Annotated in this window: 42 protein-coding genes; 2 read left to right on the forward strand and 40 right to left on the reverse strand. The window is 45.1% G+C overall.

Annotated features, from left to right (window positions below; genetic code table 11):
* Positions 1 to 427: 427 nt before the first annotated feature.
* Positions 428 to 649 carry a hypothetical protein gene (locus tag LCM20_RS18620; RefSeq protein WP_225197004.1) on the reverse strand — a complete coding sequence of 74 codons (222 nt, stop codon included), beginning with the start codon at positions 647 to 649 and terminating at the stop codon, positions 428 to 430.
* A 116-nt stretch (positions 650 to 765) separates the two neighbouring features.
* Here LCM20_RS18620 and pdaB point away from each other — a divergent pair, with 116 nt between their 5' ends.
* Positions 766 to 1,524, forward strand: a complete 759-nt coding sequence (gene pdaB, locus LCM20_RS18625) for a polysaccharide deacetylase family sporulation protein PdaB (RefSeq protein ID WP_225197005.1) — start codon at positions 766 to 768, stop codon at positions 1,522 to 1,524.
* Positions 1,525 to 1,604: 80 nt separating this feature from the next.
* On the opposite strand, the gene LCM20_RS18630 is transcribed toward pdaB, so the two are convergent.
* The gene (locus LCM20_RS18630) at positions 1,605 to 2,195 is read right to left on the reverse strand and encodes a KinB-signaling pathway activation protein (protein WP_225197006.1); all 591 of its coding nucleotides are present in this window, start codon (positions 2,193 to 2,195) and stop codon (positions 1,605 to 1,607) included.
* Between the two features lie 220 nt (positions 2,196 to 2,415).
* Here LCM20_RS18630 and gerD point away from each other — a divergent pair, with 220 nt between their 5' ends.
* Positions 2,416 to 3,075, forward strand: a complete 660-nt coding sequence (gene gerD, locus LCM20_RS18635; RefSeq protein ID WP_225197007.1) for a spore germination lipoprotein GerD — start codon at positions 2,416 to 2,418, stop codon at positions 3,073 to 3,075.
* A 62-nt stretch (positions 3,076 to 3,137) separates the two neighbouring features.
* On the opposite strand, the gene LCM20_RS18640 is transcribed toward gerD, so the two are convergent.
* From LCM20_RS18640 to rplC, 38 genes are all read right to left on the reverse strand, one after another.
* Positions 3,138 to 4,187, reverse strand: coding sequence for an Mrp/NBP35 family ATP-binding protein (locus LCM20_RS18640; RefSeq protein ID WP_225197008.1), 1,050 nt, complete (start codon positions 4,185 to 4,187; stop codon positions 3,138 to 3,140).
* A gap of 81 nt (positions 4,188 to 4,268) precedes the next feature.
* On the reverse strand, positions 4,269 to 4,991 hold the full coding sequence (gene cwlD / locus LCM20_RS18645; RefSeq protein WP_225197009.1) for an N-acetylmuramoyl-L-alanine amidase CwlD: 723 nt from the start codon (positions 4,989 to 4,991) through the stop codon (positions 4,269 to 4,271).
* A 169-nt stretch (positions 4,992 to 5,160) separates the two neighbouring features.
* On the reverse strand, positions 5,161 to 5,553 hold the full coding sequence (gene rpsI, locus LCM20_RS18650; RefSeq protein ID WP_225197010.1) for a 30S ribosomal protein S9: 393 nt from the start codon (positions 5,551 to 5,553) through the stop codon (positions 5,161 to 5,163).
* A gap of 19 nt (positions 5,554 to 5,572) precedes the next feature.
* The gene (gene rplM, locus LCM20_RS18655) at positions 5,573 to 6,010 is read right to left on the reverse strand and encodes a 50S ribosomal protein L13 (RefSeq protein WP_225197011.1); all 438 of its coding nucleotides are present in this window, start codon (positions 6,008 to 6,010) and stop codon (positions 5,573 to 5,575) included.
* A 189-nt stretch (positions 6,011 to 6,199) separates the two neighbouring features.
* A complete protein-coding gene (gene truA, locus LCM20_RS18660; protein WP_225197012.1) occupies positions 6,200 to 6,943 on the reverse strand; it encodes a tRNA pseudouridine(38-40) synthase TruA in 744 nt (247 codons plus the stop codon).
* A 15-nt stretch (positions 6,944 to 6,958) separates the two neighbouring features.
* Positions 6,959 to 7,756 (reverse strand): energy-coupling factor transporter transmembrane component T family protein, encoded by a 798-nt coding sequence (locus tag LCM20_RS18665; protein ID WP_225197013.1) that lies wholly within the window; start codon positions 7,754 to 7,756, stop codon positions 6,959 to 6,961.
* Positions 7,749 to 8,621, reverse strand: coding sequence for an energy-coupling factor ABC transporter ATP-binding protein (locus tag LCM20_RS18670; RefSeq protein WP_225197014.1), 873 nt, complete (start codon positions 8,619 to 8,621; stop codon positions 7,749 to 7,751). Before LCM20_RS18670 ends, LCM20_RS18665 begins: the two co-directional genes overlap by 8 nt.
* On the reverse strand, positions 8,597 to 9,436 hold the full coding sequence (locus LCM20_RS18675) for an energy-coupling factor ABC transporter ATP-binding protein (RefSeq protein ID WP_225197015.1): 840 nt from the start codon (positions 9,434 to 9,436) through the stop codon (positions 8,597 to 8,599). Before LCM20_RS18675 ends, LCM20_RS18670 begins: the two co-directional genes overlap by 25 nt.
* Before the next feature lie 360 nt (positions 9,437 to 9,796).
* Complete coding sequence (rplQ, locus tag LCM20_RS18680; protein WP_225197016.1) at positions 9,797 to 10,156, reverse strand: 50S ribosomal protein L17; 360 nt, start codon at positions 10,154 to 10,156, stop codon at positions 9,797 to 9,799.
* 46 nt (positions 10,157 to 10,202) lie between these two features.
* Positions 10,203 to 11,147 (reverse strand): DNA-directed RNA polymerase subunit alpha, encoded by a 945-nt coding sequence (locus LCM20_RS18685; protein ID WP_225197017.1) that lies wholly within the window; start codon positions 11,145 to 11,147, stop codon positions 10,203 to 10,205.
* Positions 11,148 to 11,323: 176 nt separating this feature from the next.
* Positions 11,324 to 11,716 carry a 30S ribosomal protein S11 gene (rpsK, locus tag LCM20_RS18690; protein ID WP_225197018.1) on the reverse strand — a complete coding sequence of 131 codons (393 nt, stop codon included), beginning with the start codon at positions 11,714 to 11,716 and terminating at the stop codon, positions 11,324 to 11,326.
* Positions 11,717 to 11,744: 28 nt separating this feature from the next.
* A complete protein-coding gene (gene rpsM, locus LCM20_RS18695; RefSeq protein WP_225197019.1) occupies positions 11,745 to 12,110 on the reverse strand; it encodes a 30S ribosomal protein S13 in 366 nt (121 codons plus the stop codon).
* 21 nt (positions 12,111 to 12,131) lie between these two features.
* On the reverse strand, positions 12,132 to 12,245 hold the full coding sequence (gene rpmJ, locus LCM20_RS18700) for a 50S ribosomal protein L36 (protein ID WP_002509257.1): 114 nt from the start codon (positions 12,243 to 12,245) through the stop codon (positions 12,132 to 12,134).
* A gap of 27 nt (positions 12,246 to 12,272) precedes the next feature.
* Complete coding sequence (infA, locus tag LCM20_RS18705) at positions 12,273 to 12,491, reverse strand: translation initiation factor IF-1 (RefSeq protein WP_035543089.1); 219 nt, start codon at positions 12,489 to 12,491, stop codon at positions 12,273 to 12,275.
* Positions 12,469 to 12,804, reverse strand: coding sequence for a KOW domain-containing RNA-binding protein (locus LCM20_RS18710; RefSeq protein ID WP_225197020.1), 336 nt, complete (start codon positions 12,802 to 12,804; stop codon positions 12,469 to 12,471). Before LCM20_RS18710 ends, infA begins: the two co-directional genes overlap by 23 nt.
* Positions 12,805 to 12,820: 16 nt before the next feature.
* Positions 12,821 to 13,567, reverse strand: coding sequence for a type I methionyl aminopeptidase (gene map, locus LCM20_RS18715; protein ID WP_225197021.1), 747 nt, complete (start codon positions 13,565 to 13,567; stop codon positions 12,821 to 12,823).
* Positions 13,564 to 14,217 carry an adenylate kinase gene (locus LCM20_RS18720; RefSeq protein ID WP_225197022.1) on the reverse strand — a complete coding sequence of 218 codons (654 nt, stop codon included), beginning with the start codon at positions 14,215 to 14,217 and terminating at the stop codon, positions 13,564 to 13,566. The genes map and LCM20_RS18720 overlap by 4 nt, the downstream gene beginning before the upstream one ends.
* Before the next feature lie 41 nt (positions 14,218 to 14,258).
* Positions 14,259 to 15,548 carry a preprotein translocase subunit SecY gene (gene secY, locus LCM20_RS18725; RefSeq protein ID WP_225197023.1) on the reverse strand — a complete coding sequence of 430 codons (1,290 nt, stop codon included), beginning with the start codon at positions 15,546 to 15,548 and terminating at the stop codon, positions 14,259 to 14,261.
* Positions 15,548 to 15,988, reverse strand: coding sequence for a 50S ribosomal protein L15 (gene rplO / locus LCM20_RS18730; RefSeq protein ID WP_225197024.1), 441 nt, complete (start codon positions 15,986 to 15,988; stop codon positions 15,548 to 15,550). The genes secY and rplO overlap by 1 nt, the downstream gene beginning before the upstream one ends.
* A gap of 30 nt (positions 15,989 to 16,018) precedes the next feature.
* The gene (gene rpmD, locus LCM20_RS18735) at positions 16,019 to 16,201 is read right to left on the reverse strand and encodes a 50S ribosomal protein L30 (protein ID WP_079477335.1); all 183 of its coding nucleotides are present in this window, start codon (positions 16,199 to 16,201) and stop codon (positions 16,019 to 16,021) included.
* Positions 16,202 to 16,219: 18 nt separating this feature from the next.
* Positions 16,220 to 16,717, reverse strand: coding sequence for a 30S ribosomal protein S5 (gene rpsE / locus LCM20_RS18740; RefSeq protein WP_225197025.1), 498 nt, complete (start codon positions 16,715 to 16,717; stop codon positions 16,220 to 16,222).
* Between the two features lie 20 nt (positions 16,718 to 16,737).
* Positions 16,738 to 17,100 (reverse strand): 50S ribosomal protein L18, encoded by a 363-nt coding sequence (gene rplR / locus LCM20_RS18745; RefSeq protein WP_225197026.1) that lies wholly within the window; start codon positions 17,098 to 17,100, stop codon positions 16,738 to 16,740.
* A gap of 33 nt (positions 17,101 to 17,133) precedes the next feature.
* Complete coding sequence (rplF, locus tag LCM20_RS18750; protein WP_225197027.1) at positions 17,134 to 17,670, reverse strand: 50S ribosomal protein L6; 537 nt, start codon at positions 17,668 to 17,670, stop codon at positions 17,134 to 17,136.
* Between the two features lie 31 nt (positions 17,671 to 17,701).
* Positions 17,702 to 18,100, reverse strand: coding sequence for a 30S ribosomal protein S8 (gene rpsH / locus LCM20_RS18755; protein ID WP_225197028.1), 399 nt, complete (start codon positions 18,098 to 18,100; stop codon positions 17,702 to 17,704).
* Positions 18,101 to 18,130: 30 nt separating this feature from the next.
* Positions 18,131 to 18,316, reverse strand: a complete 186-nt coding sequence (locus LCM20_RS18760) for a type Z 30S ribosomal protein S14 (RefSeq protein WP_079477340.1) — start codon at positions 18,314 to 18,316, stop codon at positions 18,131 to 18,133.
* Positions 18,317 to 18,342: 26 nt separating this feature from the next.
* On the reverse strand, positions 18,343 to 18,882 hold the full coding sequence (gene rplE, locus LCM20_RS18765; RefSeq protein WP_225197029.1) for a 50S ribosomal protein L5: 540 nt from the start codon (positions 18,880 to 18,882) through the stop codon (positions 18,343 to 18,345).
* A gap of 26 nt (positions 18,883 to 18,908) precedes the next feature.
* Complete coding sequence (gene rplX, locus LCM20_RS18770; protein ID WP_225197030.1) at positions 18,909 to 19,220, reverse strand: 50S ribosomal protein L24; 312 nt, start codon at positions 19,218 to 19,220, stop codon at positions 18,909 to 18,911.
* Between the two features lie 40 nt (positions 19,221 to 19,260).
* Positions 19,261 to 19,629, reverse strand: coding sequence for a 50S ribosomal protein L14 (gene rplN, locus LCM20_RS18775; RefSeq protein WP_225197031.1), 369 nt, complete (start codon positions 19,627 to 19,629; stop codon positions 19,261 to 19,263).
* 42 nt (positions 19,630 to 19,671) lie between these two features.
* A complete protein-coding gene (rpsQ, locus tag LCM20_RS18780) occupies positions 19,672 to 19,935 on the reverse strand; it encodes a 30S ribosomal protein S17 (protein WP_225197032.1) in 264 nt (87 codons plus the stop codon).
* A gap of 24 nt (positions 19,936 to 19,959) precedes the next feature.
* A complete protein-coding gene (rpmC, locus tag LCM20_RS18785) occupies positions 19,960 to 20,160 on the reverse strand; it encodes a 50S ribosomal protein L29 (RefSeq protein WP_008636054.1) in 201 nt (66 codons plus the stop codon).
* A complete protein-coding gene (rplP, locus tag LCM20_RS18790) occupies positions 20,150 to 20,584 on the reverse strand; it encodes a 50S ribosomal protein L16 (protein ID WP_225197033.1) in 435 nt (144 codons plus the stop codon). The genes rpmC and rplP overlap by 11 nt, the downstream gene beginning before the upstream one ends.
* 18 nt (positions 20,585 to 20,602) lie before the next feature.
* Positions 20,603 to 21,244, reverse strand: coding sequence for a 30S ribosomal protein S3 (rpsC, locus tag LCM20_RS18795; RefSeq protein ID WP_225197034.1), 642 nt, complete (start codon positions 21,242 to 21,244; stop codon positions 20,603 to 20,605).
* Between the two features lie 3 nt (positions 21,245 to 21,247).
* Positions 21,248 to 21,589 carry a 50S ribosomal protein L22 gene (gene rplV, locus LCM20_RS18800; RefSeq protein ID WP_225197035.1) on the reverse strand — a complete coding sequence of 114 codons (342 nt, stop codon included), beginning with the start codon at positions 21,587 to 21,589 and terminating at the stop codon, positions 21,248 to 21,250.
* 20 nt (positions 21,590 to 21,609) lie between these two features.
* On the reverse strand, positions 21,610 to 21,888 hold the full coding sequence (gene rpsS, locus LCM20_RS18805; protein ID WP_225197036.1) for a 30S ribosomal protein S19: 279 nt from the start codon (positions 21,886 to 21,888) through the stop codon (positions 21,610 to 21,612).
* A 57-nt stretch (positions 21,889 to 21,945) separates the two neighbouring features.
* The gene (gene rplB, locus LCM20_RS18810; protein ID WP_225197037.1) at positions 21,946 to 22,779 is read right to left on the reverse strand and encodes a 50S ribosomal protein L2; all 834 of its coding nucleotides are present in this window, start codon (positions 22,777 to 22,779) and stop codon (positions 21,946 to 21,948) included.
* 35 nt (positions 22,780 to 22,814) lie between these two features.
* On the reverse strand, positions 22,815 to 23,102 hold the full coding sequence (rplW, locus tag LCM20_RS18815) for a 50S ribosomal protein L23 (RefSeq protein ID WP_225197038.1): 288 nt from the start codon (positions 23,100 to 23,102) through the stop codon (positions 22,815 to 22,817).
* Positions 23,102 to 23,725, reverse strand: coding sequence for a 50S ribosomal protein L4 (gene rplD, locus LCM20_RS18820; protein WP_225197039.1), 624 nt, complete (start codon positions 23,723 to 23,725; stop codon positions 23,102 to 23,104). The genes rplW and rplD overlap by 1 nt, the downstream gene beginning before the upstream one ends.
* A gap of 22 nt (positions 23,726 to 23,747) precedes the next feature.
* Positions 23,748 to 24,383: a 50S ribosomal protein L3 gene (gene rplC / locus LCM20_RS18825; RefSeq protein ID WP_225197040.1), complete on the reverse strand. Its 636-nt coding sequence runs from the start codon at positions 24,381 to 24,383 to the stop codon at positions 23,748 to 23,750.
* Positions 24,384 to 24,387: the final 4 nt, after the last annotated feature.

Below are 24,387 nucleotides of genomic sequence, written 5' to 3' on the forward strand. Positions count from 1 at the left end.
TTTGACTTGCTCATTTGCACATCGAAATGTGCTCGTTGTCTTTTCTTCACTAAGAAGAAAATATTGACGTACTGGTTGGTTCGTTCAGTTTTCAAAGATCAAAATGTTGTGTGCTGTTCGAAAACAGCGACTTTTATATCTTAACATTTCGTTTCGTTGCTGTCAACAACTTTTTTGAAATGTTTTGATTGGTTTGTTGCTGTCGTTTTTGCGACAAGATTAACTTTATCATCATCCCGGTTTGAAGTCAACAACTTTTTTGTTGTTTTTTCGTTGGGGTGTTGTGTTATCTTTTGCTTTCCCGACAACGTTTAATAATATAGCACATAACAAAAAGAGAACGCAATAGGTTTTGAACATTTTCTTGTTTTTATCCTTGAAAACCATATAAAAAGGAAAGTCCTTACAATCCGGACTTCCCTTTCGGTTAATTGTATTTCCGCTTCGAAGGCATATACTGAAGGCATTCTTTACTTGTCGCAAACCTTCTAAAGATTTGATAAAGCGTAAGGTACCTCTCCTGCATGGCCTGCTTCATAGCTGCATCAATTCGATTATCGCCTAAATCAAACGTGATCTCTTCCATCTCTCTTTTCAATAGATACTGAACTTCCTGTCTTTCCTGTTCATTAATCATGAACCCGTACATACCCAAAACCTCCCTGATAGTCGTCTTTCTATATTTTTACCCTTTTTCTACGGTTTTTAGCATAGGTTGTCCGATTTTTCATATGTATAAAACATATAAGTAGGAGGGAGAGGTCTGTGGTGTTCTTTTCTTTGAAGGCGGAACGATGGAAACGTTACGGAGTGGTCGTCGTACTCGCGCTCTTTTGCGCCCTTTTCTTGTGGGTGGGTCGCTTTAATCAAGAGCCTGTATTTTCAAACAACGGAGAATTGCGAGCGCTTAGTCAAGGGAGCGAGGACTTATCTTATGTGGCTCTTACATTTAACATCAGTTGGGGTACTGATAAAGTTCAGGAGATCTTAAAGCAATTGGAGGCATACGATGCTGAGGCCACCTTCTTTTTGAGTGGTGCATGGGCAGAGCGTCACCCTGATATCGTGAAGGACATCCATGAAGGGAATCACGAAATCGCTATGATGGGGTACGAATATGAAAGTTACCTTGAGATGAAACCTGAACAAGTATCCGAAGACTTGAAGCTCGCACAAGAAGCATTCGCTAAGCTTGGGTTCGAGGATGTGAAATGGATTCGACCGCCTCATGGTCATTTTGACAAGGAAGTGTTGAAGAGGATTGACCAAGCGGGCATGCAGGCCGTTCAATGGAGTATCAACCCGAGAGATTGGGAAAACCCTGGAACGAATCAAATTGTAGATCAAGTAATGGACGAGGGATCTAAAGGGGATATTATCTTACTTCATGCGTCTGATTCCGTAAAACAGACCCCTAAAGCATTGGAAGTCATATTACCAGGGCTTAAGCAGAAAGGTCTGGAATTCGTCAGCATCACTGAGCTGGTAAGCGGAAGCGAAACGGAAACGACACAAGTCAATTGACGGTGCCGCTTCCATTCAAATAATAAGAGCAGGAAGCCGGGTGCTTCCTGCTCTTATTATTTTCACCGCTGGACATACACCTATTCTTGGTTCGTCAATCTGTGCAGCAGCAATAGTTGGTATGCATTACATACAAATAACGGAATCACCATCAGCCATACATAATCGCTGTTCTCCGCACGCAAAGCCGGCACCCATTCAACCGTTGTGACGACAAACATGAAAAACAACGCAGGGGTAAAGGCTTGTGGCTTTGTTTCTTTGGCTTTGATGGTCGCAATGATCCATGAAAGCCCCAAAAGAACGACGGCGGTCAAAACGAACGGCCAAAGAGAAGACCCTTCTTCTGCTGCGCGGTAACGGAAGTAGATCAAATCGAACAACGTAAAGGCAATTAAGAACCATTGAACAGGTGTCCAGTACGTCCGAAACAATCCTTTTCCAAACTGATTGACCGTCAAGTAAGCGAAGAAACCCATTTGACTGATGACACTAAAGATAAAACCAAGACCAGAGAAAAACAACAACAATCCGATCAGTTCACCGATTTGAAAAGGCTGAAGTGCTTCAGCATAGGATTGCTGTTTGAAGATAAAACTGAGTATGAGCGTCAATCCTCCACCGATCAAAAGCGTGGACAGAAATAACCTCACCCATTTACGACTATTCACGAATGTTCCCCCTAGAAAAACAAAGGCTGCCGACGAAACGTGCATGCGCAGCTGGAATTTGTCTATATCAGCCGCTTCCACCTTTGAAAAATTTATACTTTTAAAAAAACGCTCCCACCGTATTTTATCATGAAGCTTGGCTTTTTTCTCCCACCCGCATATTATTTATCATTTCGCACATAGTAACGATATGGAGAATGAAGAAAGGGGACATGCTACTATGTCCAAATGGCTCCGTATTAGTGGTCTCCTCCTGTTTGTTTTTTTATTATCCGCTTGTAGTGGCGGATCGAGTTCAGGAGAACAGGCCGATTATGATGAAACGAAGAAAATGGTTGTGGATATATTAAAGACGGATGATGGCAAAAAAGCCATTACGGAAGTCTTATCGAATGAAGAGATGCAACAGTCCATGGCTTTAGAGTCGGAAATTGTTTCCCAGACGGTCAGTGAAACCATCGTCTCTGAGAAAGGGAAAGAATTCTGGACGAAGCTATTCTCCGACCCGACCTTTGTTCAAGGTTTTGATAAAGTTCTCCAGGATCAGCAGAAAGAACTGATGAAAGGTCTTATGAAAGATGCTGAATATCAGAAGCTGATGATCGAACTGTACAGCAACCCCGAAATGATGGAGCAAATGGTCACCGTCATGCAGGGACAGAAGTATAGAGAGTACTTGGAGACGACCATCAATGAAACCTTGAACAGTCCTGTGTTCCAAGCCAAAATGACCGACACGCTGTTGAAAGCTGCTGAAAAGATGAGTCAGGAAGGCGGATCTCAGGGTGAAGGTGGGCAAAGCGGACAGAACGGTGGAAGTAATGAAGGCAGCCAAGGTTCATCCAGTTCAGCTGGTGAAGAGGAACAGCAAAGCTCCTAATCCACTATTACGTTAAAACAAAACACGCGCCCTGTTCAAAGGACGCGTGTTTTTTCTTATGATTAATATTTATCGATGACCTTCGCCGCCATATTACGGTAAATCACACCTGTTGGATGATCCGCTTGATAAACAGACGGGGCGAAGACATCTTCTTCTTCGTACGGCTGCTGTAGTGGAATGTGCCCTAGCACATCCGTCTTCAGCGTATCGGCAAGCTTCACACCGCCACCGCGACCGAATACGAATTCTTTATTTCCGGTTTCTTTACTTTCGAAGTACGCCATGTTCTCGACAACACCCAGGATTTCATGCTCGGTTTTCAAAGCCATCTGCCCCGCTCGCGCTGCAACGAATGCCGCAGTCGGGTGTGGTGTCGTAACAATAATTTCTTTAGAGGAAGGCAGCATCGCATGGACATCCAGTGCAACGTCTCCCGTTCCAGGTGGAAGATCTAATAGGAGGTAGTCCAGATCTCCCCACTCCACTTCTTTGAAGAAGCTCGTCAACATCTTACCAAGCATCGGCCCACGCCAGATGATCGGTGAGTTGTCCTCGACGAAGAAGCCCATCGATACCAGTTTCACACCGAAGCGCTCGACTGGGATGATTTTTTCACCACGGACAACCGGGCGCTCTTCTACTCCCATCATGTCCGGTACGCTGAAGCCGTAAATATCAGCATCAATGATTCCGACCTTCTTACCAAGGCGTGTCAACGCAACGGCCAGGTTAACCGTGACGGTGGATTTCCCAACGCCGCCCTTACCACTGGCAACAGCAATGAACTTCGTACCCGCATTTCCACTCAAGAGAGACTGGTCTTCCTGTTCCTCTTTCGGTTGGAACTTCTGAATCACGTCATCCGGCAATTGATCGAAGCGAAGACCTACTGTTACCGCTCCCGCACTCTTCAATGCATTGACAATCGTCTGTTGAAGCTCCATCTGCTCTGCAGTATTGGTTTTAGAAATCAATACCTTAACACTTACGTGGTTCTTCTCTTCTTTGATCTTTATCTCTTCAACCCCACCGGTCTCTTCTAACGTCTTATGTAAAAACGGATCTTGGATACCGTGAAGGATTTCTAATACTTGTTCTTGTGTAAGCAAGCCGGTTCACCATCCTTAGAAAATGTTTCAATACGGCTAGTATAACATACATGAAACGCTTTCTAAGTGATATGCTCACATTCATTTACTTGAAGGATGTTCCCTTTCTGTCACAAACCGTAAGACACCCTGATAGATCGAAGCTGCCATTTTTCTCTGATAATCATCCGATTTCAAAAGCTCCCGCTCCTGATCGTTTGATAAGAAGCCTGCTTCGACTAATGCCCCCGGTGCCTCGACTTTTTTCAAAATGTAAATGTTCTTCAAGCCGAGCGCTTCCCTCGTCGTGTTCTCCAGGTTCGTCTTGATCTCTGATTGGATGAACTTCGCCAAGTTCTCACTCTCTTCACTATTCGGATTGTAAAACGTCTGAGCGCCTCTCCACTGTCCTGAAGGGATAGCATTCAAATGGATACTTAAATAAAAGTCCACTTCTTTCTCGTCAATGTACTGCACACGATTTCGAATGTCCTCAGACTTACGCCTTGATAGACTGCCCGCTCCATCCGACGAAAGGTCCTCATCCTCATACCGTGTTAAATACACCAACGCCCCCGCTTCCTGAAGATAATCTTGAAGGTAACGGGAAAGCTTAAGCGTGATCTGTTTTTCCTGCGTTCCGTCTGACCCTTCCGCTCCTCCATCAGGGCCACCGTGTCCCGGGTCCAGGACCACTACTTTCCCTGATAAAGGGGAGGACCAGATTGTCCAGGCATCTTTGGCTTCTTGAATAGGGTACGATACTAAACATACGAGCGCCACGATACCAATCAACCAAAAGAAGGTTTTCATCTTTCGAATCATGTCTCCACACTCCCTTATACTCCCTATCACAATGTATGGGACAAGGTGCAGAGTTATGTCTTATAAAACCACCCATGTATATTTAAAGCCGCTCGGAAAGCTGAAAATACAAACAATAAAAAAAGACCCCCAACCGAAGTTGAGAGTCTCTTTGTATATAAGCGAAAAATTAACGCTTAGAGAATTGTGGTGCACGACGAGCACCTTTAAGACCGTATTTCTTACGCTCTTTCATACGCGCGTCACGAGTTAGTAGACCTGCACGCTTAAGTGGTGTGCGGTATTCAGGATCTGCTTGTAGGAGCGCACGAGCGATTCCGTGACGGATCGCACCCGCTTGTCCTGTGAATCCTCCACCATGAACGTTTACATGAACGTCATAGTTTCCTTCTGTTTCTGTTACAGCTAGAGGCTGCTTCAGAATCGTACGAAGAGTTTCGTATGGGAAAAAGTCTTCAGCATCACGTTTGTTAACTACTACACGGCCGGTTCCTGGAACAAGACGTACACGAGCTGTTGAGCTCTTACGACGACCAGTACCGATGTATTGTACTTGTGCCACTCTTCATTACCTCCTTTAATTATCCGCGAAGTTCGTAAACTTCTGGTTGTTGTGCTTCATGCTTGTGTTCTGCTCCAGCATAAACATGAAGTTTCTTGCCCATCTTACGTCCAAGACTTCCTTTTGGAAGCATCCCTTTAACAGCAAGCTCTAGCATTTGCTCAGGGTATTTCGTACGCATTTCGTTCGCTGTACGGGACTTCAAGTTACCTACGTGACCAGAGTGACGATAATAGACCTTATCGTTGATTTTGTTTCCTGTTAGGTGAATCTCACCTGCATTGATGATGATCACGTGATCTCCAGTATCTACATGTGGAGTGTAAGTTGGTTTATTTTTACCGCGAAGGATCGCAGCAACTTCGCTCGCTAAACGGCCAAGTGTCTGTCCTGCAGCGTCGACAACATACCATTTACGTTCCACGTTGTTTTCATTTGCCATGAAAGTTGTGCGCATGTGGGTTTCCCTCCTGAATTGTTAGTTTCACAAAGCTTCGTTTCAATACTTTATCTCAATACGATTAGTTTCCGGGGCTAACCGTGGTATAGAAATAAAATGCCATAGAATATAATATAACACTCTCAGCCCTGGTGTCAAGAGTATGCACACCAGGATTCGTTGTTTTTTGAAATTATTTTTGAAAACTCACGTATAATAGACTTCCCAAAGGAAGAGCCCCCGTGCCGGAGCTGTCTTTCCAGCCGCATCACGATTCCTCGCTTCAATCATCCCGGGAATCTCAGAGGCCTTTCTCTCGCCTCTGCCGACCTCCAGCAATGTACCGGTAAGAATCCGGACCATATTATAAAGAAAACCTGACCCGCGGAAGACGAATGTAATCCGCTCTTCCTCCTGGATCACGTCCGCTTGATAAATCGTCCTTACCTTATCGCCTTTAATATCTGTTTTCGGGGAACAGAAGGATGTGAAATCATGTTCTCCCTCGAGGTACGCGCATGCTTCTCTCATCGCAGCGAGGTCCAGCGTGTCGCGAACGTGGTGATGATAGAGACGTTTGAAAATGTCCTCTTCCTGCGCGTTCCACACAAAATAACGGTATTCTTTTCCAGTTGTGTCATAACGGGCGTGGAAATCGGGCGAAACGACTTCCACATCCTCGACTTTAATGTCATCAGGCAGCAAAGAGGAAAGGGCACGTCGCCAATTCGAAGCTGGGATGCGAAGGGTCGTATCGAAATGGATCACCTGCCCCTTGGCGTGGACACCGGAATCGGTCCTTCCTGAGGCGACCACTCTGATGCCTTCGCCTTTGTGCATTTTCTTCAACGCCTTCTCAAGCTCGGCCTGAACCGTGTTTCCATTCGGCTGAACTTGGTATCCGGCATAATGGGTTCCATCATACTGAATGATACACCGTAAACGCTCCATCCTCTTCTCTCCTTACTAGTTTCTCGTGAGGAACAGCCCGATGACCACGACGACAAATAACCCGTACATGACGTAATCCAGCTTTCCTATTTTCAGTTCCCTCAGTTTCGTCCGTCCCTCACCACCGCGATAGCCACGTGCCTCCATCGCCATAGCGAGCTCCTCAGCCCTTTTGAAGGCGCTGACGAACAACGGGACTAATAGAGGTACAACAGCCTTTATGCGGTCCTTAAATGAGCCTGTACGGAAGTCTACACCACGGGAAGCCTGAGCTTTTGATATTTTCTCCGTTTCCTGCATCAATGTCGGAATGAACCTGAGGGAAATCGACATCATCAAGGCGAGCTCGTGGACCGGGAATCGCACCTTCTTCAGCGGTCCAAGCAGCTCCTCAATGGCATCTGTGATTTCGATTGGTGTTGTCGTCAAGGTCAACAATGAAGTGACGAGGATCAGCAGAAAGAATCTTAACGAGATCGCCGCCCCCTGAACGACTCCTTCCTCGTACACCTTAAAGCCCCAAAGGTTGAAGAGGAGGTCCCCTTCTTTAGTTACAAAAAGGTGGAGGATGAAGGTGAACAGGATCAGGAACCAAACAGGGGTCAACCCTTTCATGATGTAGCGGAGCGGAACCTTAGAGCTCGCAGCAGCTCCTATGCCGAACAAGGCAAGCAGTCCGTAGCTCATAACAGAATTAGCAAAGAATACGATCAACACAAAGAAAAAGATGATGGCGATTTTGGACCTTGGATCTAGCCGGTGAACGACCGAATCACCCGGGACATACTGGCCGATTATCATAGAGCTACTCATGATCGCGGCCCCCTCTCACCATACGAGCCAGTTCCTTTGCTAACTCTGCTATGCTTTGCCCTTCATAAGGAAGTCGGATATTCATCTTCTCTTCTACCTTGGCAAGAAAATCAATGACTTCCGGTACGTCGAGTTGCACGTTTTCTAAGGCTTCACGCTGCTTGAAGATCTCAAGCGGCGTCCCTTCCCGGTACACCTCTCCGTGATTCAATATGACAATATGATCAGCATACTTCAATGCATCCTCCATACTATGCGTCACTAAGATGGTTGTCAGCTCTTTCGACTTGTGAAGCTCATGAAACATGTCCATAATCTCACGCTGACCACTTGGGTCCAATCCAGCTGTCGGTTCATCGAGAACGAGTACTTCAGGGTTCATCGCGAGGACACCGGAAATCGCAACGCGTCTCATCTGTCCTCCACTCAAGTCGAAAGGAGAACGCTCTAACAAGTCTTCACTCAACTTTGTAGCCTTGGCTGCCTGTTGGATCCTGTCTTCGATCTCCTTTTGTTCCACACCGAAATTCTCCGGGCCGAATGCGATATCTTTCGCTACGGTTTCTTCAAAGAGCTGGTGCTCCGGATATTGGAACACAACGCCGACTTTCTCACGCAGTTCCCGCAAGTGCTTGTTCTTCTCACCTGAAACCAACGCATACGGGCCGATGTTCACTCTTCCTTCAGTGGGTTGGACCAATCCATTCAAATGTTGAAGGAGGGTCGATTTCCCGGAACCTGTGTGTCCGATAATAGCCACAAACGATCCGGATTGAATGGAGAAAGAAATATCCTGAAGAGCCCGGTGCTCAAATGGACTGCCGGGTTGATAGACGTAGCTTACTTGGTCGAATGTAATGTCCATAGTTCCTCCAACAACTCCTGGTGATTCAGTGGCTCACGCGAAAGGGATAAACCAGCGTTCAACAATTCATCCGCCAGCTTACTTACAAATGGAGTATCCAAGCCAATTTCTATTAACTGTTCTTTCCTAGAGAAAATCTCACGAGGGCTGCCCTGCATCCACACTTTCCCCTGATTCATAACGATGACACGGTCTGCTTGTGTCACTTCCTGCAGGTCGTGTGTGATGGTGATCAAAGCCAGGTTACGCTTGCTCTGCACGTCGCGTATTGTCTGCATAATCTCTTTCCGGCCTTTCGGGTCGAGCATCGCTGTCGCCTCATCCAGAATGATGTACTTCGGAGACACCGCAAGAACACTTGCGATCGCAACACGCTGTTTCTGTCCACCCGATAGACGGTGTGGCTCCTGACGTTCATAGGCTTCCATTCCGACAGCTTCGAGACTCTCCGAAATACGTTCAACCATTAACTCACGAGACATCCCGTGATTCTCCATGCCGAACGCTACATCGTCTCTTACCGTTGTCCCGACAAACTGGTTGTCAGGGTTCTGAAAGACCATCCCGACTTGTTCTCTGATCTCCCATATCGTGTCCGGGTTTACTTTCTGTCCCGATACATAGATTTCTCCTTCTTGAGGAAATAATAAACCATTCATTAATTTAGCAATGGTCGATTTCCCAGAACCATTGTGTCCTATAATCGCTACCCATTCATCAGCATCAATGGTGAAGCTGACATTCTTCAGTACCCAGGGGGCGTCATCATGATAGCGGAAGGACACATTACGAAATTCGATCTGACTCTTTTCCATTCGTGTTCCCCCTCTGCTCAACTCACTATTTCCCAGGAAATACGACAGCATTTCCTACCTCTATCTTACCTATCTACTCATCTTCTGACAAAAAATCGAGCAGCCGCCCGATTTTGAAAAGCAAAGGCTCAGGGCACCCTGTGAGCTCCGAGCAGAAGAAGCAAAACGCCCGTAGGAACGTGTACTTTCTTCCCAAAGGCAGATTGCTTATTCGTGTCGGAGCTGGGTGCTGGAGCCGGACGTTTATATGGCATGCGTGATCCACATAGTCCAAAATTATAGTTTCTAGACAATAAAAAAAGGGCTGGATTCAACCTCTTGACGAGATTCAGTCCTGCCCTTTTCCAAGAATGGTATTCATTAAACTAGCTCAATGATTGCCATCTTTGCGCCATCACCTTTACGCTCGCCAAGCTTAAGCACGCGAGTGTAACCACCCTGACGGTCTTCGTAGCGTGGGCCGATGTCAGAGAATAGCTTTTGCAAAGCTGTTTGCTCTCCTTCTTCATCAGCAGGAGCATTGTATAGGAATGATTCAGCTTGACGACGGGCATGAAGATCGCCGCGTTTACCAAGAGTAATCATTTTTTCTACAACAGAACGAAGCTCTTTTGCTTTAGCTTCTGTTGTTTCTAAACGTTCATGGATGATCAAGTCTGTCGCTAAGTTACGAAGAAGCGCCATACGCTGATCTGTAGTACGTCCTAGTTTTCTAGCCATTGATAATTCCCTCCCTTTTTGGAAACTCTTCGATGTTATCTATCAATCAATCGTCTTTTCTTAATCCAAGTCCAAGTTCATCAAGCTTGTGCTTCACTTCTTCAAGAGACTTACGACCAAGGTTACGCACCTTCATCATGTCTTCTTCAGATTTGTTTGCAAGCTCTTGGACTGTGTTAATTCCCGCACGCTTCAAGCAATTATAAGAACGAACAGAAAGATCAAGCTCTTCAATCGTCATTTCAAGAACTTTCTCTTTTTGGTCCTCTTCTTTCTCGACCATGATTTCAGCTTTTTGAGCTTCATCTGTCATGCCGACAAAGATATTGAGGTGTTCCATATACACTTTCGCGCCAAGAGAAATCGCTTCTTCTGGACGGATGCTTCCATCTGTCCAAACATCCAACGTCAGTTTATCGAAGTTCGATGTTTGTCCGATACGCGTATTCTCTACTTGGTACGTCACACGGGATACAGGCGTAAAGATAGAATCCACTGGAATCACGCCGATTGGTAAATCTTCGTGGTTGTTTCCTTCTGCTGGACGATATCCTCTGCCACGCTCTGCAGTAATACGCATGCGTAAGTTAGCATTGCTATCAAGTGTAGCAATATGAAGATCTGGATTTAGAACTTCTACATCACTGTCGTGCGTAATGTCTGCTGCTGTTACTTTCCCTTCACCCTGAACATCAATCTCTAAAGTCTTCTCTTCGTCGGAGTACACCTTCAAAGCTAGTTTCTTCAGGTTCAACACAACTGTCGTTACGTCCTCGACTACACCTTCGATGGTTGAGAACTCGTGTAGGACACCGTCGATTTGAACTGATGTTACAGCAGCGCCAGGAAGTGAGGATAATAGGATACGACGCAAGGAGTTACCTAGAGTTGTACCATACCCACGCTCAAGCGGTTCTACGACGAACTTACCAAAAGTAGAATCATCGTTGATCTCAACCGTCTCAATTTTTGGCTTTTCAATTTCGATCATTACACTAAACCCTCCTTCAAAACGTCGAAACCCCGGTTAGACAACGGTCTAACCGAAATTCCTCAGGTAGGCAGTTCCGATTCAAGACAACTGCACGTTTTCTCTGTCTACTGCGGTGCTGTTTGAATGCTATCATAACCCATTATAGACAGGGTGACAAATTCTATTCAGAACAATTATACGCGACGACGTTTTGGTGGACGGCAACCGTTGTGTGGTACTGGAGTTACGTCTACGATTGCAGTGATTTCAAGACCTGCTGCTTGTAGAGAACGGATTGCTGCTTCACGACCAGCACCAGGGCCTTTTACTGATACTTCTAGAGATTTCATTCCGTTGTCCATTGCATCTTTCGCTGCAGCTTCAGAAGCCATTTGAGCGGCGAAAGGAGTAGACTTACGAGAACCTTTGAAACCTAGAGAACCAGCACTGCTCCAGCTAATTACATTACCTTGAACATCGGTGATCGTTACGATCGTGTTGTTGAATGTAGAACGGATGTGAGCCACACCAGTTTCTATATTCTTTTTCACGCGACGCTTACGACGAGTATTTCCTTTACGTGCCATAGATTAGCTTACCTCCTTTGTATTTCGATTACTTACGTTTATTCGCAACTGTACGACGTGGACCTTTACGTGTACGAGAGTTGTTTTTCGTTTTCTGACCGCGAAGTGGAAGACCACGACGGTGGCGGATTCCGCGGTAAGAACCGATTTCGATTAGACGCTTGATGTTAAGAGAGTTCTCACGGCGAAGGTCACCTTCAACGTTCAACTCATCCACAACTTTACGGATCTTACCTAGTTCGTCTTCTGTAAGATCGCGTACACGAGTGTCTTTAGAAACTCCAGCTTGATCAAGAACTTCAACAGCTAGAGACTTTCCGATACCATATACATAAGTTAGAGAGATTACCACGCGCTTATCGCGGGGAATATCTACACCTGCTATACGTGCCATAGGGTTGCACCTCCTTCAGTTTTAACCTTGTTTTTGTTTATGCTTAGGGTTTTCACAGATAACCATGACTTTACCTTTACGTTTGATGACTTTGCATTTCTCGCAAATTGGTTTTACAGAAGGTCTTACCTTCATCATCCATACCTCCTTTAAGTCGGAGTTTTATTTGTAACGGTACGTAATACGACCCTTAGTCAAATCATAAGGAGAAAGTTCTACCGTTACTTTGTCTCCTGGCAAGATTCGAATAAAGTGCATGCGAATTTTACCTGAAACATGGGCTAAAACGGTATGACCGTTCTCGAGCTCTACCTTAAACTGTGCGTTTGGTAAGGTTTCAACGATTGTTCCTTCTACTTCAATTACATCGTCTTTCGCCATCGAGTTGATCTCCCTTCTTCAAATCAGTCACTAGTTCATTGACATATTTCGAAACAGCAAATCGTAATTTACCGTTTGTGACTCGACCAGTTTCCAGAAGGCTGTTCTGAACCTCCGGAGAGACGAAGTCCATGAGCTCAATGTGCTGCATGTTCTTTTTCTTTGGTCGATCGTACTTCCTCTTCTCTCCGTCGGCAAGCAGCACAAAGCGGCCATCCAGCACGTCGATCACGACGGCGTACTGTCCTGCCTCACGCCCCTGCACAATACGAACAACTTGACCTATTCGCGGACTCGACTCAGATTCGTTCAAATACGATCACCTTCATTTAGGATTTTGTTAATATTTCGTAACCCTCTTCCGTAATCGCTATGGTGTGTTCGAAATGCGCACACATTTTACCATCTCTCGTGACTACCGTCCAATGGTCATTCAGTGTCTTCACATGTCTGGACCCTGCATTCACCATCGGCTCAACAGCCAAAACCATACCTGGCTTCAAACGTGGACCTTTGTTAGGTGGACCGTAATGAGGGATCTGAGGATCCTCATGCAGCTCCTGCCCAACTCCATGTCCTACATATTCACGGACGATTGAATAACCTTCCGATTCTGCATACGCCTGAATGGCATGGGATATATTTGAAAGGCGTACACCAGGTTTTGCTTCATCAAGTCCTTTGAGCAAGGATGTCTCTGTCACTCTCAGCAAATCCATCGTTTCATCATCAACGTCTCCGACTGGATACGTCCAAGCGGAATCGCCGTGATAGCCTTTATATTTAGCACCTATATCGATGCTGATAATATCTCCTTCATTTAAAACCCGATCTCCCGGGATTCCATGGACGAGCTCTTCGTTCACAGATGCGCAAATACTACCACGGAATCCATTATAACCTTTGAAGGATGGGATTGCATCCATACTGCGTATGAATTCATCAGCAATCTTATCCAATTCTCCAGTAGTTATACCTGGTCGAATCGCTTTTTCAAGCTTTTCGTGCGTCAGGGCCACAATGCGACCGGCTTCACGCATTATATCTAATTCCCGTGGAGTCTTACAAATAATCATTCTGCCAACTCTCCGAGCTTCACGTCAATGTCTTTAAATACATCGTTGATATCTTTGTCACCTTCAAAGGATACTAAATAACCTTTCTCACGATAGAAATCAAGTAGCGGCTGAGCCTGTTCTACATTGACTTCAAGACGGGTTTTTACGGTTTCTGGTTGATCGTCTTCACGTTGAATCAGTTCGGCACCATCGTTGTCGCATTTCCCGTCAACCTTAGGAGGGTTGAATACGACGTGATACGTTGCACCACATGTTGGACAGATACGTCGTCCAGTCAGACGCTCTACAAGCTTATCTTTAGGGACATCGATATGAAGAACATAATTCAATGATTCGTTCATATCATCCAATAAGTTTTCAAGAGCCTCGGCCTGCGCGATCGTTCTTGGGAAACCATCAAGCAGGAAGCCTTTCTCCGTGTCAGGCTTACTTAGACGCTCGCGAACGATTCCGATTGTAACTTCATCGGGAACCAATTCACCTTTGTCCATATAGGATTTGGCCTCTTTGCCAAGTGCTGTTCCTTCTTTGATTGCTAGACGGAACATATCTCCAGTTGAGATATGAGGGATTTCATATTTCTCGACAATCTTCTCTGCCTGCGTGCCCTTGCCGGCACCAGGAAGACCCATCAGAATTAAGTTCAACGCGTTCCCCTCGCTCTCATGCTCATTAGCTTTGACACTAATTATTTAATAAAGCCTTTATAGTGGCGTTTCACTAGCTGACTCTCAAGCTGTTTCATGATTTGAAGGGCAACCCCTACAACGATGAGTAAGCCTGTTCCACCGATTTGTATAGATGGTGGAAGACCTGCCACACTACCTAAGATCAATGGAAGGACAGATACAGCTGCTAGGAAGAGTGCACCTACGAAGGTTAGACGGTACATTACGCGAGTCAAATACGTCTCTGTATTTGCACCTGGACGAATACCAGGAATATAGCCGCCCTGCTTCTGCAAGTTTTCTGCCATTTGTTCCGGGTTGACCTGAACAAACGTATAGAAATACGTGAAAGCAATGATTAACGCAACATAAATGATCATTCCAGGCCAGTTTTGATAGTTAAAGATATATTCAATAACAGAAGCTACTTCACCTTCAAAGAATCCAGCGACGGTTCTCGGTGCGATAATGAATGAAATCGCAAAGATCACCGGGATAACTCCTGCAGCATTAACTTTCAATGGTAAGTGAGTGGAATGCCCACCTACTGGCGAACGATTTACCAATCGCTTCGCATATTGGATAGGAATCTTACGAAGGGCTTGTTGGATGAAGATGACACCAACTACGACCGCAACGATGACAAGTACGATTAAACCAACGATGACTAAGTTAATGAACAGCTGCTCTCCTGCACCGGAGATGTACTGATCATACAACTGGTTGACACCATTAGGGATCGCAGCAACGATTCCTCCAAAAATCAGAATGGAAATACCATTCCCAACGCCGTGTTCAGTGATTTGCTCACCAAGCCACATAAGGAATGCTGTTCCACCGGTCAACACAAGCGCGATGACAGCGAATTTCGTAACACCAGGGTTCGAGATCAGCTGACCTCCAGCCAAGGCGTTAAACCCGATTGACATTCCAATCGCTTGGATGAAAGCTAGAACAATCGTTCCATAGCGGGTAAACTGAGCTAATTTTCGACGGCCCACTTCACCTTGCTTCTTCCATTCCGCAAATTTAGGAACAACATCCATCTGCAACAATTGCATGATGATGGAGGCAGTAATGTAGGGCATGATCCCCATAGCAAAGATGGAGAAGTTCTGTAATGCCCCGCCTCCGAATGTATTCAAGAAGCCAAACGCATTCTGTTCATCCATGAAGTTGATGGCATCTCGATTCGTAAATGGTACAGGGATAAATGCTCCTATACGGAAAACAATAAGCATCAATAAAGTAAAGATGATTTTCCGTCGAATATCACCCACGCGCATAAAATTGGAGATTGTCCGGAACATTAAATCACCTCAGTTTGACCGCCCGCTGCTTCAATTGCTTCTTTCGCTGAAGCAGAGAACTTGTGAGCTTTCACTGTAAGTTTCTTCTCGATAGAACCTTTAGCTAGTACTTTGATGCCGGCTTTCTCTTTAGAGACAACGCCAGTTTCAAGTAGTAGTTCAGGTGTAACCTCTGTACCCTCTTCGAAACGGTTGAGAGCGTCAAGGTTAATGATCGCAAATTCCTTACGGTGAACGTTCGTGAAACCACGCTTAGGCAGGCGTTGGAATAGTGGCATTTGACCACCCTCGAAACCTGGGCGAGTCTTGCTACCAGAACGCTGTCCTTGACCTTTGTGGCCACGTCCAGATGTTTTACCGTTACCAGAAGCCATACCACGACCTACGCGGTTACGTTCTTTACGAGTACCTTTAGCCGCTTTTAGTTCATGCAGTTTCATGCGAGCACCTCCTTAATTTATAATTTTCTATTATACTTCTTTAACCGATACAAGGTGAGATACCTTTTCAGCCATACCTCGGATCGCTGGGTTATCTTCAAGTACGACAGTTTGACGGATCTTTTTAAGACCTAGCGCCTTGACAGTAGAGCGCTGATCTTGCGGTCTACCAATAACACTGCGCGTGAGGGTAATTTCTAACTTTTTAGCCATTGTATTTCCCTCCTTATTTTACAGTTCTTCGACAGTCTTCCCACGAAGTTTAGCAACGTCTTCTGCGCGCTTAAGCTCGCTAAGTCCAGTTAGTGTCGCACGCACCATGTTGATTGGTGTGTTTGAACCAAGTGACTTAGACAGGATGTCTTGAACACCTGCAAGCTCAAGTACCGCACGGACAGGTCCACCAGCGATAACTCCAGTACCTTCTGCAGCTGGTTTCATCAAGATGTTACCCGCACCAAAGCGACCGTTGATTTCGTGTGGGATCGTCGTACCTTTGACAGGTACTGTGATTAGATTTTTCTTCGCATCATCAATAGCCTTCTTGATCGCTTCAGGTACCTCTTGGGCTTTACCTGTACCGAAGCCAACATGACCATTTTTATCTCCTACTACAACCAATGCAGCAAAGCGGAAACGACGTCCACCTTTAACTACCTTCGCAACACGGTTGATCGTAACTACGCGTTCTTCAAGATCCAGTTTGTTAGGGTCGATTGTTGTTTTCATTAATGTCCCTCCTTTAACGATTAAAATTCCAGGCCGGCTTCGCGAGCCGCGTCTGCTAGGGCTTTAACACGTCCGTGATACAAGTAACCACCGCGGTCAAATACAACAACTTTATATCCGTTGTCGATTGCACGCTTTGCTACCATTTCACCGACTTTTTGTGCTGCTTCAACGTTACCAGTTGTACCAAGATCAAAGTCATTGTCAACAGTAGACGCACTTGCTACAGTTACCTGGCTTTCATCGTTGATAAGTTGAGCGTAAATGTGTTTGTTAGAGCGATACACGTTCAAACGTGGGCGTTCAGCTGTGCCAAAGACGTTCTTACGAACACGTGCATGACGCTTCTTACGCACGACGTTTTTATCTGCCTTCGAGATCATTCGGGTCACTCCTTTCTATACATTACCTAAGCCTTACTTAGCTGTTTTACCTTCTTTTCTGCGTACACGTTCGTTTTCGTAACGAATTCCTTTACCTTTATAAGGCTCCGGAGGACGAATCGCACGAATGTTAGCTGCAACTGCGCCAACAAGCTCTTTGTCGATACCTTTAACCGTTACCTTCGTTTGAGAAGGAACTTCGATTTCGATACCTTCGCGCTTTTCTACCTCTACTGGGTGGGAGTAACCAGCGTTAATGACAACTTGGTCTCCTTGTTTCTGAGCACGGTAACCTACACCGATGATTTCAAGACTTTTCTCGAAGCCTTTAGAAACACCTTCAACCATGTTACCGATCAGGCTGCGGGTAGTACCGTGAAGAGCACGGTGTTCTTTGTGGTCGCTTGGACGAGCAACTGTAAGAACGTTATCTTCGATCGTAACTGTAATGTCCTCGTGGAACGTACGAGTAAGTTCACCTTTTGGACCTTTAACAGTGATTGTTTGGTTATCCTGAACGATTTCTACACCTTCAGGGATTTCAAGTGATTTAAAACCTACGCGAGACATATTGTTGCACCTCCTGTCTTATCTGTTTTTATTACCAGATGTAAGCTAGAACTTCGCCACCGATGGCTTGTTCACGAGCTTCTTTATCTGTTAGTAAACCTTTTGATGTTGATACGACGGCTACACCAAGTCCGTTAAGAACTTTCGGAAGCTCTTCAGCTTTAGCGTAAACACGTAGTCCTGGCTTACTGATACGTTTTACACCAGTGATTACGCGTTCGTTGCTTTGTCCGTACTTAAGGAAGATGCGAAGTACACCCTGTTTGCTGTCTTCTACAAATTCATAATCACGTACAAAACCTTCACGCTTAAGGATATCAGCGATTTCTTTCTTTACGTTAGAAGCTGGAAGCTCAAGCTTCTCGTGACGTACCATGTTAGCGTTACGAATACGCGTTAGCATATCTGCAATTGGATCTGTCATTGTCATAACTCATTTACCTCCTTCCCTAAATCGGGTTTACCAGCTGGCTTTTTTGACACCAGGGATTTGTCCTTTATATGCAAGTTCACGGAAACAAATACGGCAAAGCTTAAACTTACGAAGTACAGAGTGTGGACGTCCGCAACGTTCACAGCGCGTATATTCGCGTACTTGATACTTCTGTTTACGCTTCTGTTTCGCGACCATTGATTTTTTAGCCACTATTTTCCCTCCTTATCGTTAGCTCATTATTTTTGAAACGGCATACCGAATTGAGCTAATAGTTCACGGGATTCTTCGTCAGAGTCAGCAGTTGTAACGATGACGATATCCATACCACGCACTTTACTTACTTTATCGTAATCAATTTCTGGGAAAATCAATTGTTCTTTAACACCAAGTGTGTAGTTACCACGGCCATCAAATGCTTTCTTAGAGATACCACGGAAGTCACGTACACGTGGAAGAGACACTTGGATCAGTTTTTGCAAGAACTGGTACATGCGCTCTCCGCGAAGTGTAACCTTCGCACCGATTGGCATGCCTTCACGTAGACGGAAACCAGCGATTGATTTCTTCGCTTTCGTGATAACAGGCTTCTGACCAGTGATCATTGTTAGCTCTTCTACAGCTGTATCTAGTGCTTTCGCGTTCTGAACAGCATCACCTACACCCATGTTGACAACGATCTTTTCAACTTTTGGTGTCTGCATGATTGAATCATAGTTAAATTTGTTCATCAGAGATGGAACAACTTCTTCTTTATATTGTTTCTTTAGTTCGTTCATCGTGTGGCCCTCCTTTCATTTATGGGTTATTTATCTAGTGCTTCACCAGATTTTTTCGCGATACGAACTTTCTTGTCGCCCTCCACTTTATAGCCAACACGTGTTGGTTCGCCAGTTTTCGGGTCGATTGGCATTACGTTTGAAACGTGGATCGATGCTTCTTGAGTCAAGATTCCACCTTGTGGGTTCTCTTGGGAAGGCTTAGAGTGTTTTTTCACTTCGTTGACACCTTCAACAAGAACACGGTCCTGTTTTGGATAAGCTTCAAGGATTGTACCTTGCTTGCCTTTATCCTTACCAGTAATAACCATTACTTTGTCACCTTTTTTTACGTGCATTCTTCGCGCACCTCCTTGACAAGGCATTTTCGATTCGGAATTACAATACTTCTGGAGCTAGAGAAACGATTTTCATGAACTTAGCTTCGCGTAGTTCACGAGCAACCGGTCCAAAGATACGAGTACCGCGTGGCCCTTTATCATCACGGATGATTACGGCTGCGTTCTCATCAAAACGGATGTAAGAACCATCTACACGGCGAACACCGCTCTTGGTACGTACGATTACGGCTTTAACTACTTCACCTTTTTTAACAACGCCCCCTGGTGTTGCCTGTTTCACTGTCGCAGTGATGACATCACCAATGTTCGCAGTTTTACGGCCTGATCCACCCAATACTTTAATAGTTTGGATTTCACGAGCACCAGAGTTATCTGCAACTTTCAGACGACTTTCCTGTTGGATCATACCATGTAACCTCCCTTCGGATTATATCCGATCGAACTTGAATTAGATAATAACAGACTCTTCAACAACTTCGACGAGACGGAAACGTTTAGACGCTGATAGCGGACGCGTTTCCATGATGCTTACGATGTCACCATTTTTCGCTTGGTTGTTTTCGTCATGAGCTTTTAACTTTTTGGAATACTTTACGCGTTTGCCATAAAGCTTGTGGAACTTATAAGTTTCTACTAAGACAGTGATTGTTTTGTCCATTTTGTCAGAAACAACACGTCCAGTATAAACCTTACGATTATTACGTTCAGTCATGTGAGGGTGACCTCCTCTCATCTATTAGTTATTTACACCTAGCTCACGTTCACGAGCAACAGTTTTCATACGTGCGATAGACTTGCGAACTTCGCGAATACGCGCTGTGTTCTCAAGCTGTCCTGTTGCCAGTTGGAAACGTAGGTTGAAAAGTTCTTCTTTAAGAGACTTAACTTTTTGTTCAATTTCGGCAGTGGTTAATTCACGGATTTCATTAGCCTTCATTGATTTCACCACCAATTTCTTCACGTTTTACGAATTTCGTACGGATCGGCAGCTTGTGAGAAGCAAGACGCAACGCTTCGCGTGCAACCTCTTCTGATACACCTGCGATCTCGAACATAATTTTCCCTGGTTTCACAACAGCTACGAAACCTTCTGGAGCACCTTTACCAGAACCCATTCGTACTTCTAGGGGCTTAGCAGTATAAGGCTTGTCAGGGAAGATTTTAATCCAGACTTTACCGCCACGCTTCATGTAACGAGTCATCGCGATACGCGCTGCCTCGATTTGACGGGCTGTAATCCATGCTGGGTCAATTGCTTGCAATCCATATTCACCGAAAGCTACTTCAGTTCCGCCTTTGGCTTTACCTTTTAAGCTTGTACGGTGTTGACGACGATATTTAACACGTTTTGGCATTAACATAATGCTGTTCCCCCTTCCTTACTTGTTTGTTTTAGTTGGAAGGACTTCTCCACGATAGATCCACACTTTAACACCAAGCTTACCGTAAGTGGTGTCTGCTTCTGCAGTTCCGTAGTCGATGTCTGCACGAAGTGTGTGAAGTGGTACAGTTCCTTCACTGTAGTATTCTGCACGAGCGATGTCCGCGCCACCTAGACGGCCGGATACTTGGGTACGAATACCTTTAGCTCCTGCGCGCATAGCACGTTGCAATGTTTGTTTCTGAGCACGACGGAAAGAAACACGGTTCTCCAATTGACGTGCGATATTGTCAGCTACAAGAGTAGCGTCAAGATCTGGTTTCTTCACTTCAACGATGTTGATGTGAACTCTCTTACCAGTGAGTTGGTTTAGATTTTTACGAAGTGCTTCTACTTCAGAACCACCTTTACCGATAACCATACCAGGCTTAGCCGTGTGGACAGTGATGTTCACGCGGTTCGCTGCACGTTCAATCTCAACAGTAGAAAGAGCAGCATCTTTAAGGCGTTCTTCAACATATTCACGAATCTTAATGTCTTCATGTAACAAGTCTGCGTAGTCTTTGCCAGCGTACCACTTGGATTCCCAATCGCGGATGACGCCGATACGAAGACCTACTGGATTAATTTTTTGACCCACTGATTATCCCTCCTTTTTTTCTGATACAACCACTGTGATGTGGCTAGTGCGTTTGTTGATTTGGCTTGCGCGGCCCATTGCACGAGGGCGGAAACGTTTAAGAGTTACCCCTTCGTTTACAAACGCTTCGGAAACGTATAGGTTTTCCGGGTCCATTTCATAATTGTGTTCTGCGTTAGCGATCGCAGAGTTAAGGACTTTCTCAACTACTGGAGATGCGCCACGTTCTTTAAGACGTAACGTCGCTATCGCTTCACCTACATCTTTTCCTCGAATCAAATCAATAACTAGACGAGCTTTACGAGGAGCGATACGAACGGTTTTAGCAACTGCTTTAGCTTGCATTGGAGTGCCTCCTCTCTAATTTAGCGTTTTGTTTTCTTATCGTCACCAGAGTGTCCCTTGAACGTACGGGATGGTGCGAATTCACCTAGTTTATGACCTACCATGTCTTCAGTAACGTAGACTGGTACGTGCTTACGACCATCATAAACTGCGATAGTGTGTCCAACAAAGTTTGGGAAGATTGTAGAACGGCGAGACCAAGTTTTCACCACTTGTTGCTTGCCATCTTCGTTAAGCTTCTCAACTTTTTTCATTAAATGATCATCTACAAAAGGTCCCTTTTTCAGGCTGCGGCCCATGAATAAACCTCCCTTCGCGATTGAGAGACGGGTTTTATCGCCCGTCTTACAACCCCGTTATTTTTTGCCACGACGGCGTACGATATATTTATCAGACGGCTTGTTGCGTTTTCTCGTCTTGTAACCAAGTGTTGGTTTACCCCATGGAGATACTGGAGAAGGCATACCGATTGGCGCGCGTCCTTCACCACCACCGTGTGGGTGATCACTAGGGTTCATTACAGAACCACGTACAGTTGGGCGCTTACCTTGCCAACGAGAACGTCCAGCTTTACCAACGCTGATTAGTTCGTGCTGTAGGTTACCAACTTGACCGATTGTAGCACGGCAAGTGCTTAGTACCAAGCGAACTTCACCAGATGTTAGACGTACTAGCGTGTATTTTTCTTCACGACCAAGGATTTGTGCAGATGCACCAGCTGAACGTACAAGCTGACCACCGCGTCCTGGTTTCAATTCAATGTTGTGTACTGTTGTACCAACTGGAATGTCTTTAAGTGTAAGTGCGTTACCTGGTTTGATATCTGCACCTTCACCAGAAATGATTTCTGTGCCAACCTGAACACCTTTCGGAGCTAGGATGTAGCGTTTTTCACCATCAACATAGTTGATAAGTGCAATGTTAGCGGTACGGTTTGGATCGTATTCGATCGTAGCAACGCGTCCTGGTATACCATCTTTATCACGCTTGAAGTCGATGATACGGTATTTGCGTTTGTGTCCACCGCCCTGATGACGAACCGTTAGTTTACCTTGGTTGTTACGTCCTCCACGCTTGTGTAAAGGAGCAACAAGGGTGCTTTCCGGCTTATCAGTAGTGATCTCAGCAAAATCAGATACTGTCATGTGTCGACGACCGTTAGTAATCGGTCGGAACTTTTTAATCGCCATCTCTATTTCCCTCCTTCTTTATATATGGTTTATTTTTATACTTCGAAGAATTCTAGTTCTTCACTGTCTTGTGTTAGCTTAACAATTGCCTTCTTACGATCAGAACGGTATCCACCGTAACGACCCATACGCTTGTATTTACCTTTAAGGTTCATCGTGTTAACAGACTCAACGCTTACGCCGAAGATTTCTTCAACAGCAACTTTGATTTCTGTTTTGTTCGCCTTAGGGTTTACTTCAAACGTATATTTCTTTTCTCCCATAAGATCAGCAGAATGTTCAGTAATGACAGGGCGCTTAATGATGTCGCGTGGTTCTTTCATTATGAGAGCACCTCCCCTGCTTTTTCAGCTGCTTCCTTCGTAAGGATCAGCTTGTCATGCGTTAGTAAATCTAACACACTAACCTCTTCCACAGAAAGAGCTTTTACTGTAGGAATGTTGTTAGATGAAAGAGTTACGTTTTCATCTTTGTCCGCTGTTACGATCAATGCCTTTTCGTTGACATCCAGCGCGTTAAGAATGCTTGTTACTTCTTTAGTCTTTGGAGCATCTAGAGATAGGCTCTCAAGAACAATGATGTTCTCTTCTTTGACTTTAGAAGAAAAAGCAGACTGAAGTGCTAGACGACGTACTTTTCTTGGCATTGTGTAGCTGTAACTACGTGGTGTAGGACCGAATACAGTTCCACCGCCAACCCATTGAGGGGAACGAGTGGATCCTTGACGCGCACGGCCTGTACCTTTTTGGCGCCATGGCTTACGTCCACCGCCACTAACTTCAGAGCGTCCTTTTACTTTGTGTGTGCCTTGGCGAAGATTCGCGCGCTGCATCACAACAGTTTCGTGTAGTACATGAGTATTTGGTTCAATACCGAAAACGGCATCGTTAAGTTCAATATCACCAACGTTAGAACCACTTTGGTTTAATAGTGCTACTTTAGGCATGACATATCCTCCCTTCCGTTAATTATTTGCTAGCCTTAACTGCACTCGAGATTGTAAGGTATGATTTTTTCGCACCTGGTACGTTACCTTTGATTAGTAGAAGGTTACGTTCAGCGTCCACCTTCACAACTTCAAGGTTTTGAAGCGTTACTTGTTCGCCACCCATACGTCCAGCAAGTTTTTTGCCTTTGTGTACTTTGGCTGGGTCAGCACCTTGTCCCATAGAACCAGAACGGCGCTGGAAACGGGAACCGTGAGTCTTAGGTCCAGTAGATTGGTTATGGCGCTTGATTGCACCTTGGAATCCTTTACCTTTAGAAGTTCCTGTAACGTCAATTACGTCACCAGCTTCAAAAATATCAACTTTAACCTCTTGACCTAGTTCGTAGTCATCAAGGTTTGTTGTACGGAATTCACGAATGTAGCGCTTAGGTGTTGTGCTTGCTTTCTCAGCGTGGCCTTTTTCAGGCTTTGTTTGACGGTTTGGCTTTTGATCAGCGAATCCAAGTTGAAGCGCTTCGTAACCATCGTTTTCTTGTGTCTTCTTCTGAAGAACAACGTTTGGTTCAGCTTCTACAACTGTTACTGGAATCAATTCTCCGTTTTCAGAGAAGATCTGAGTCATGCCAATTTTACGTCCTAAGATTCCTTTCGTCATCCGA

It is taken from the genome of Halobacillus litoralis (assembly GCF_020171725.1).
Classification (GTDB): domain Bacteria; phylum Bacillota; class Bacilli; order Bacillales; family Halobacillaceae; genus Halobacillus; species Halobacillus litoralis_F.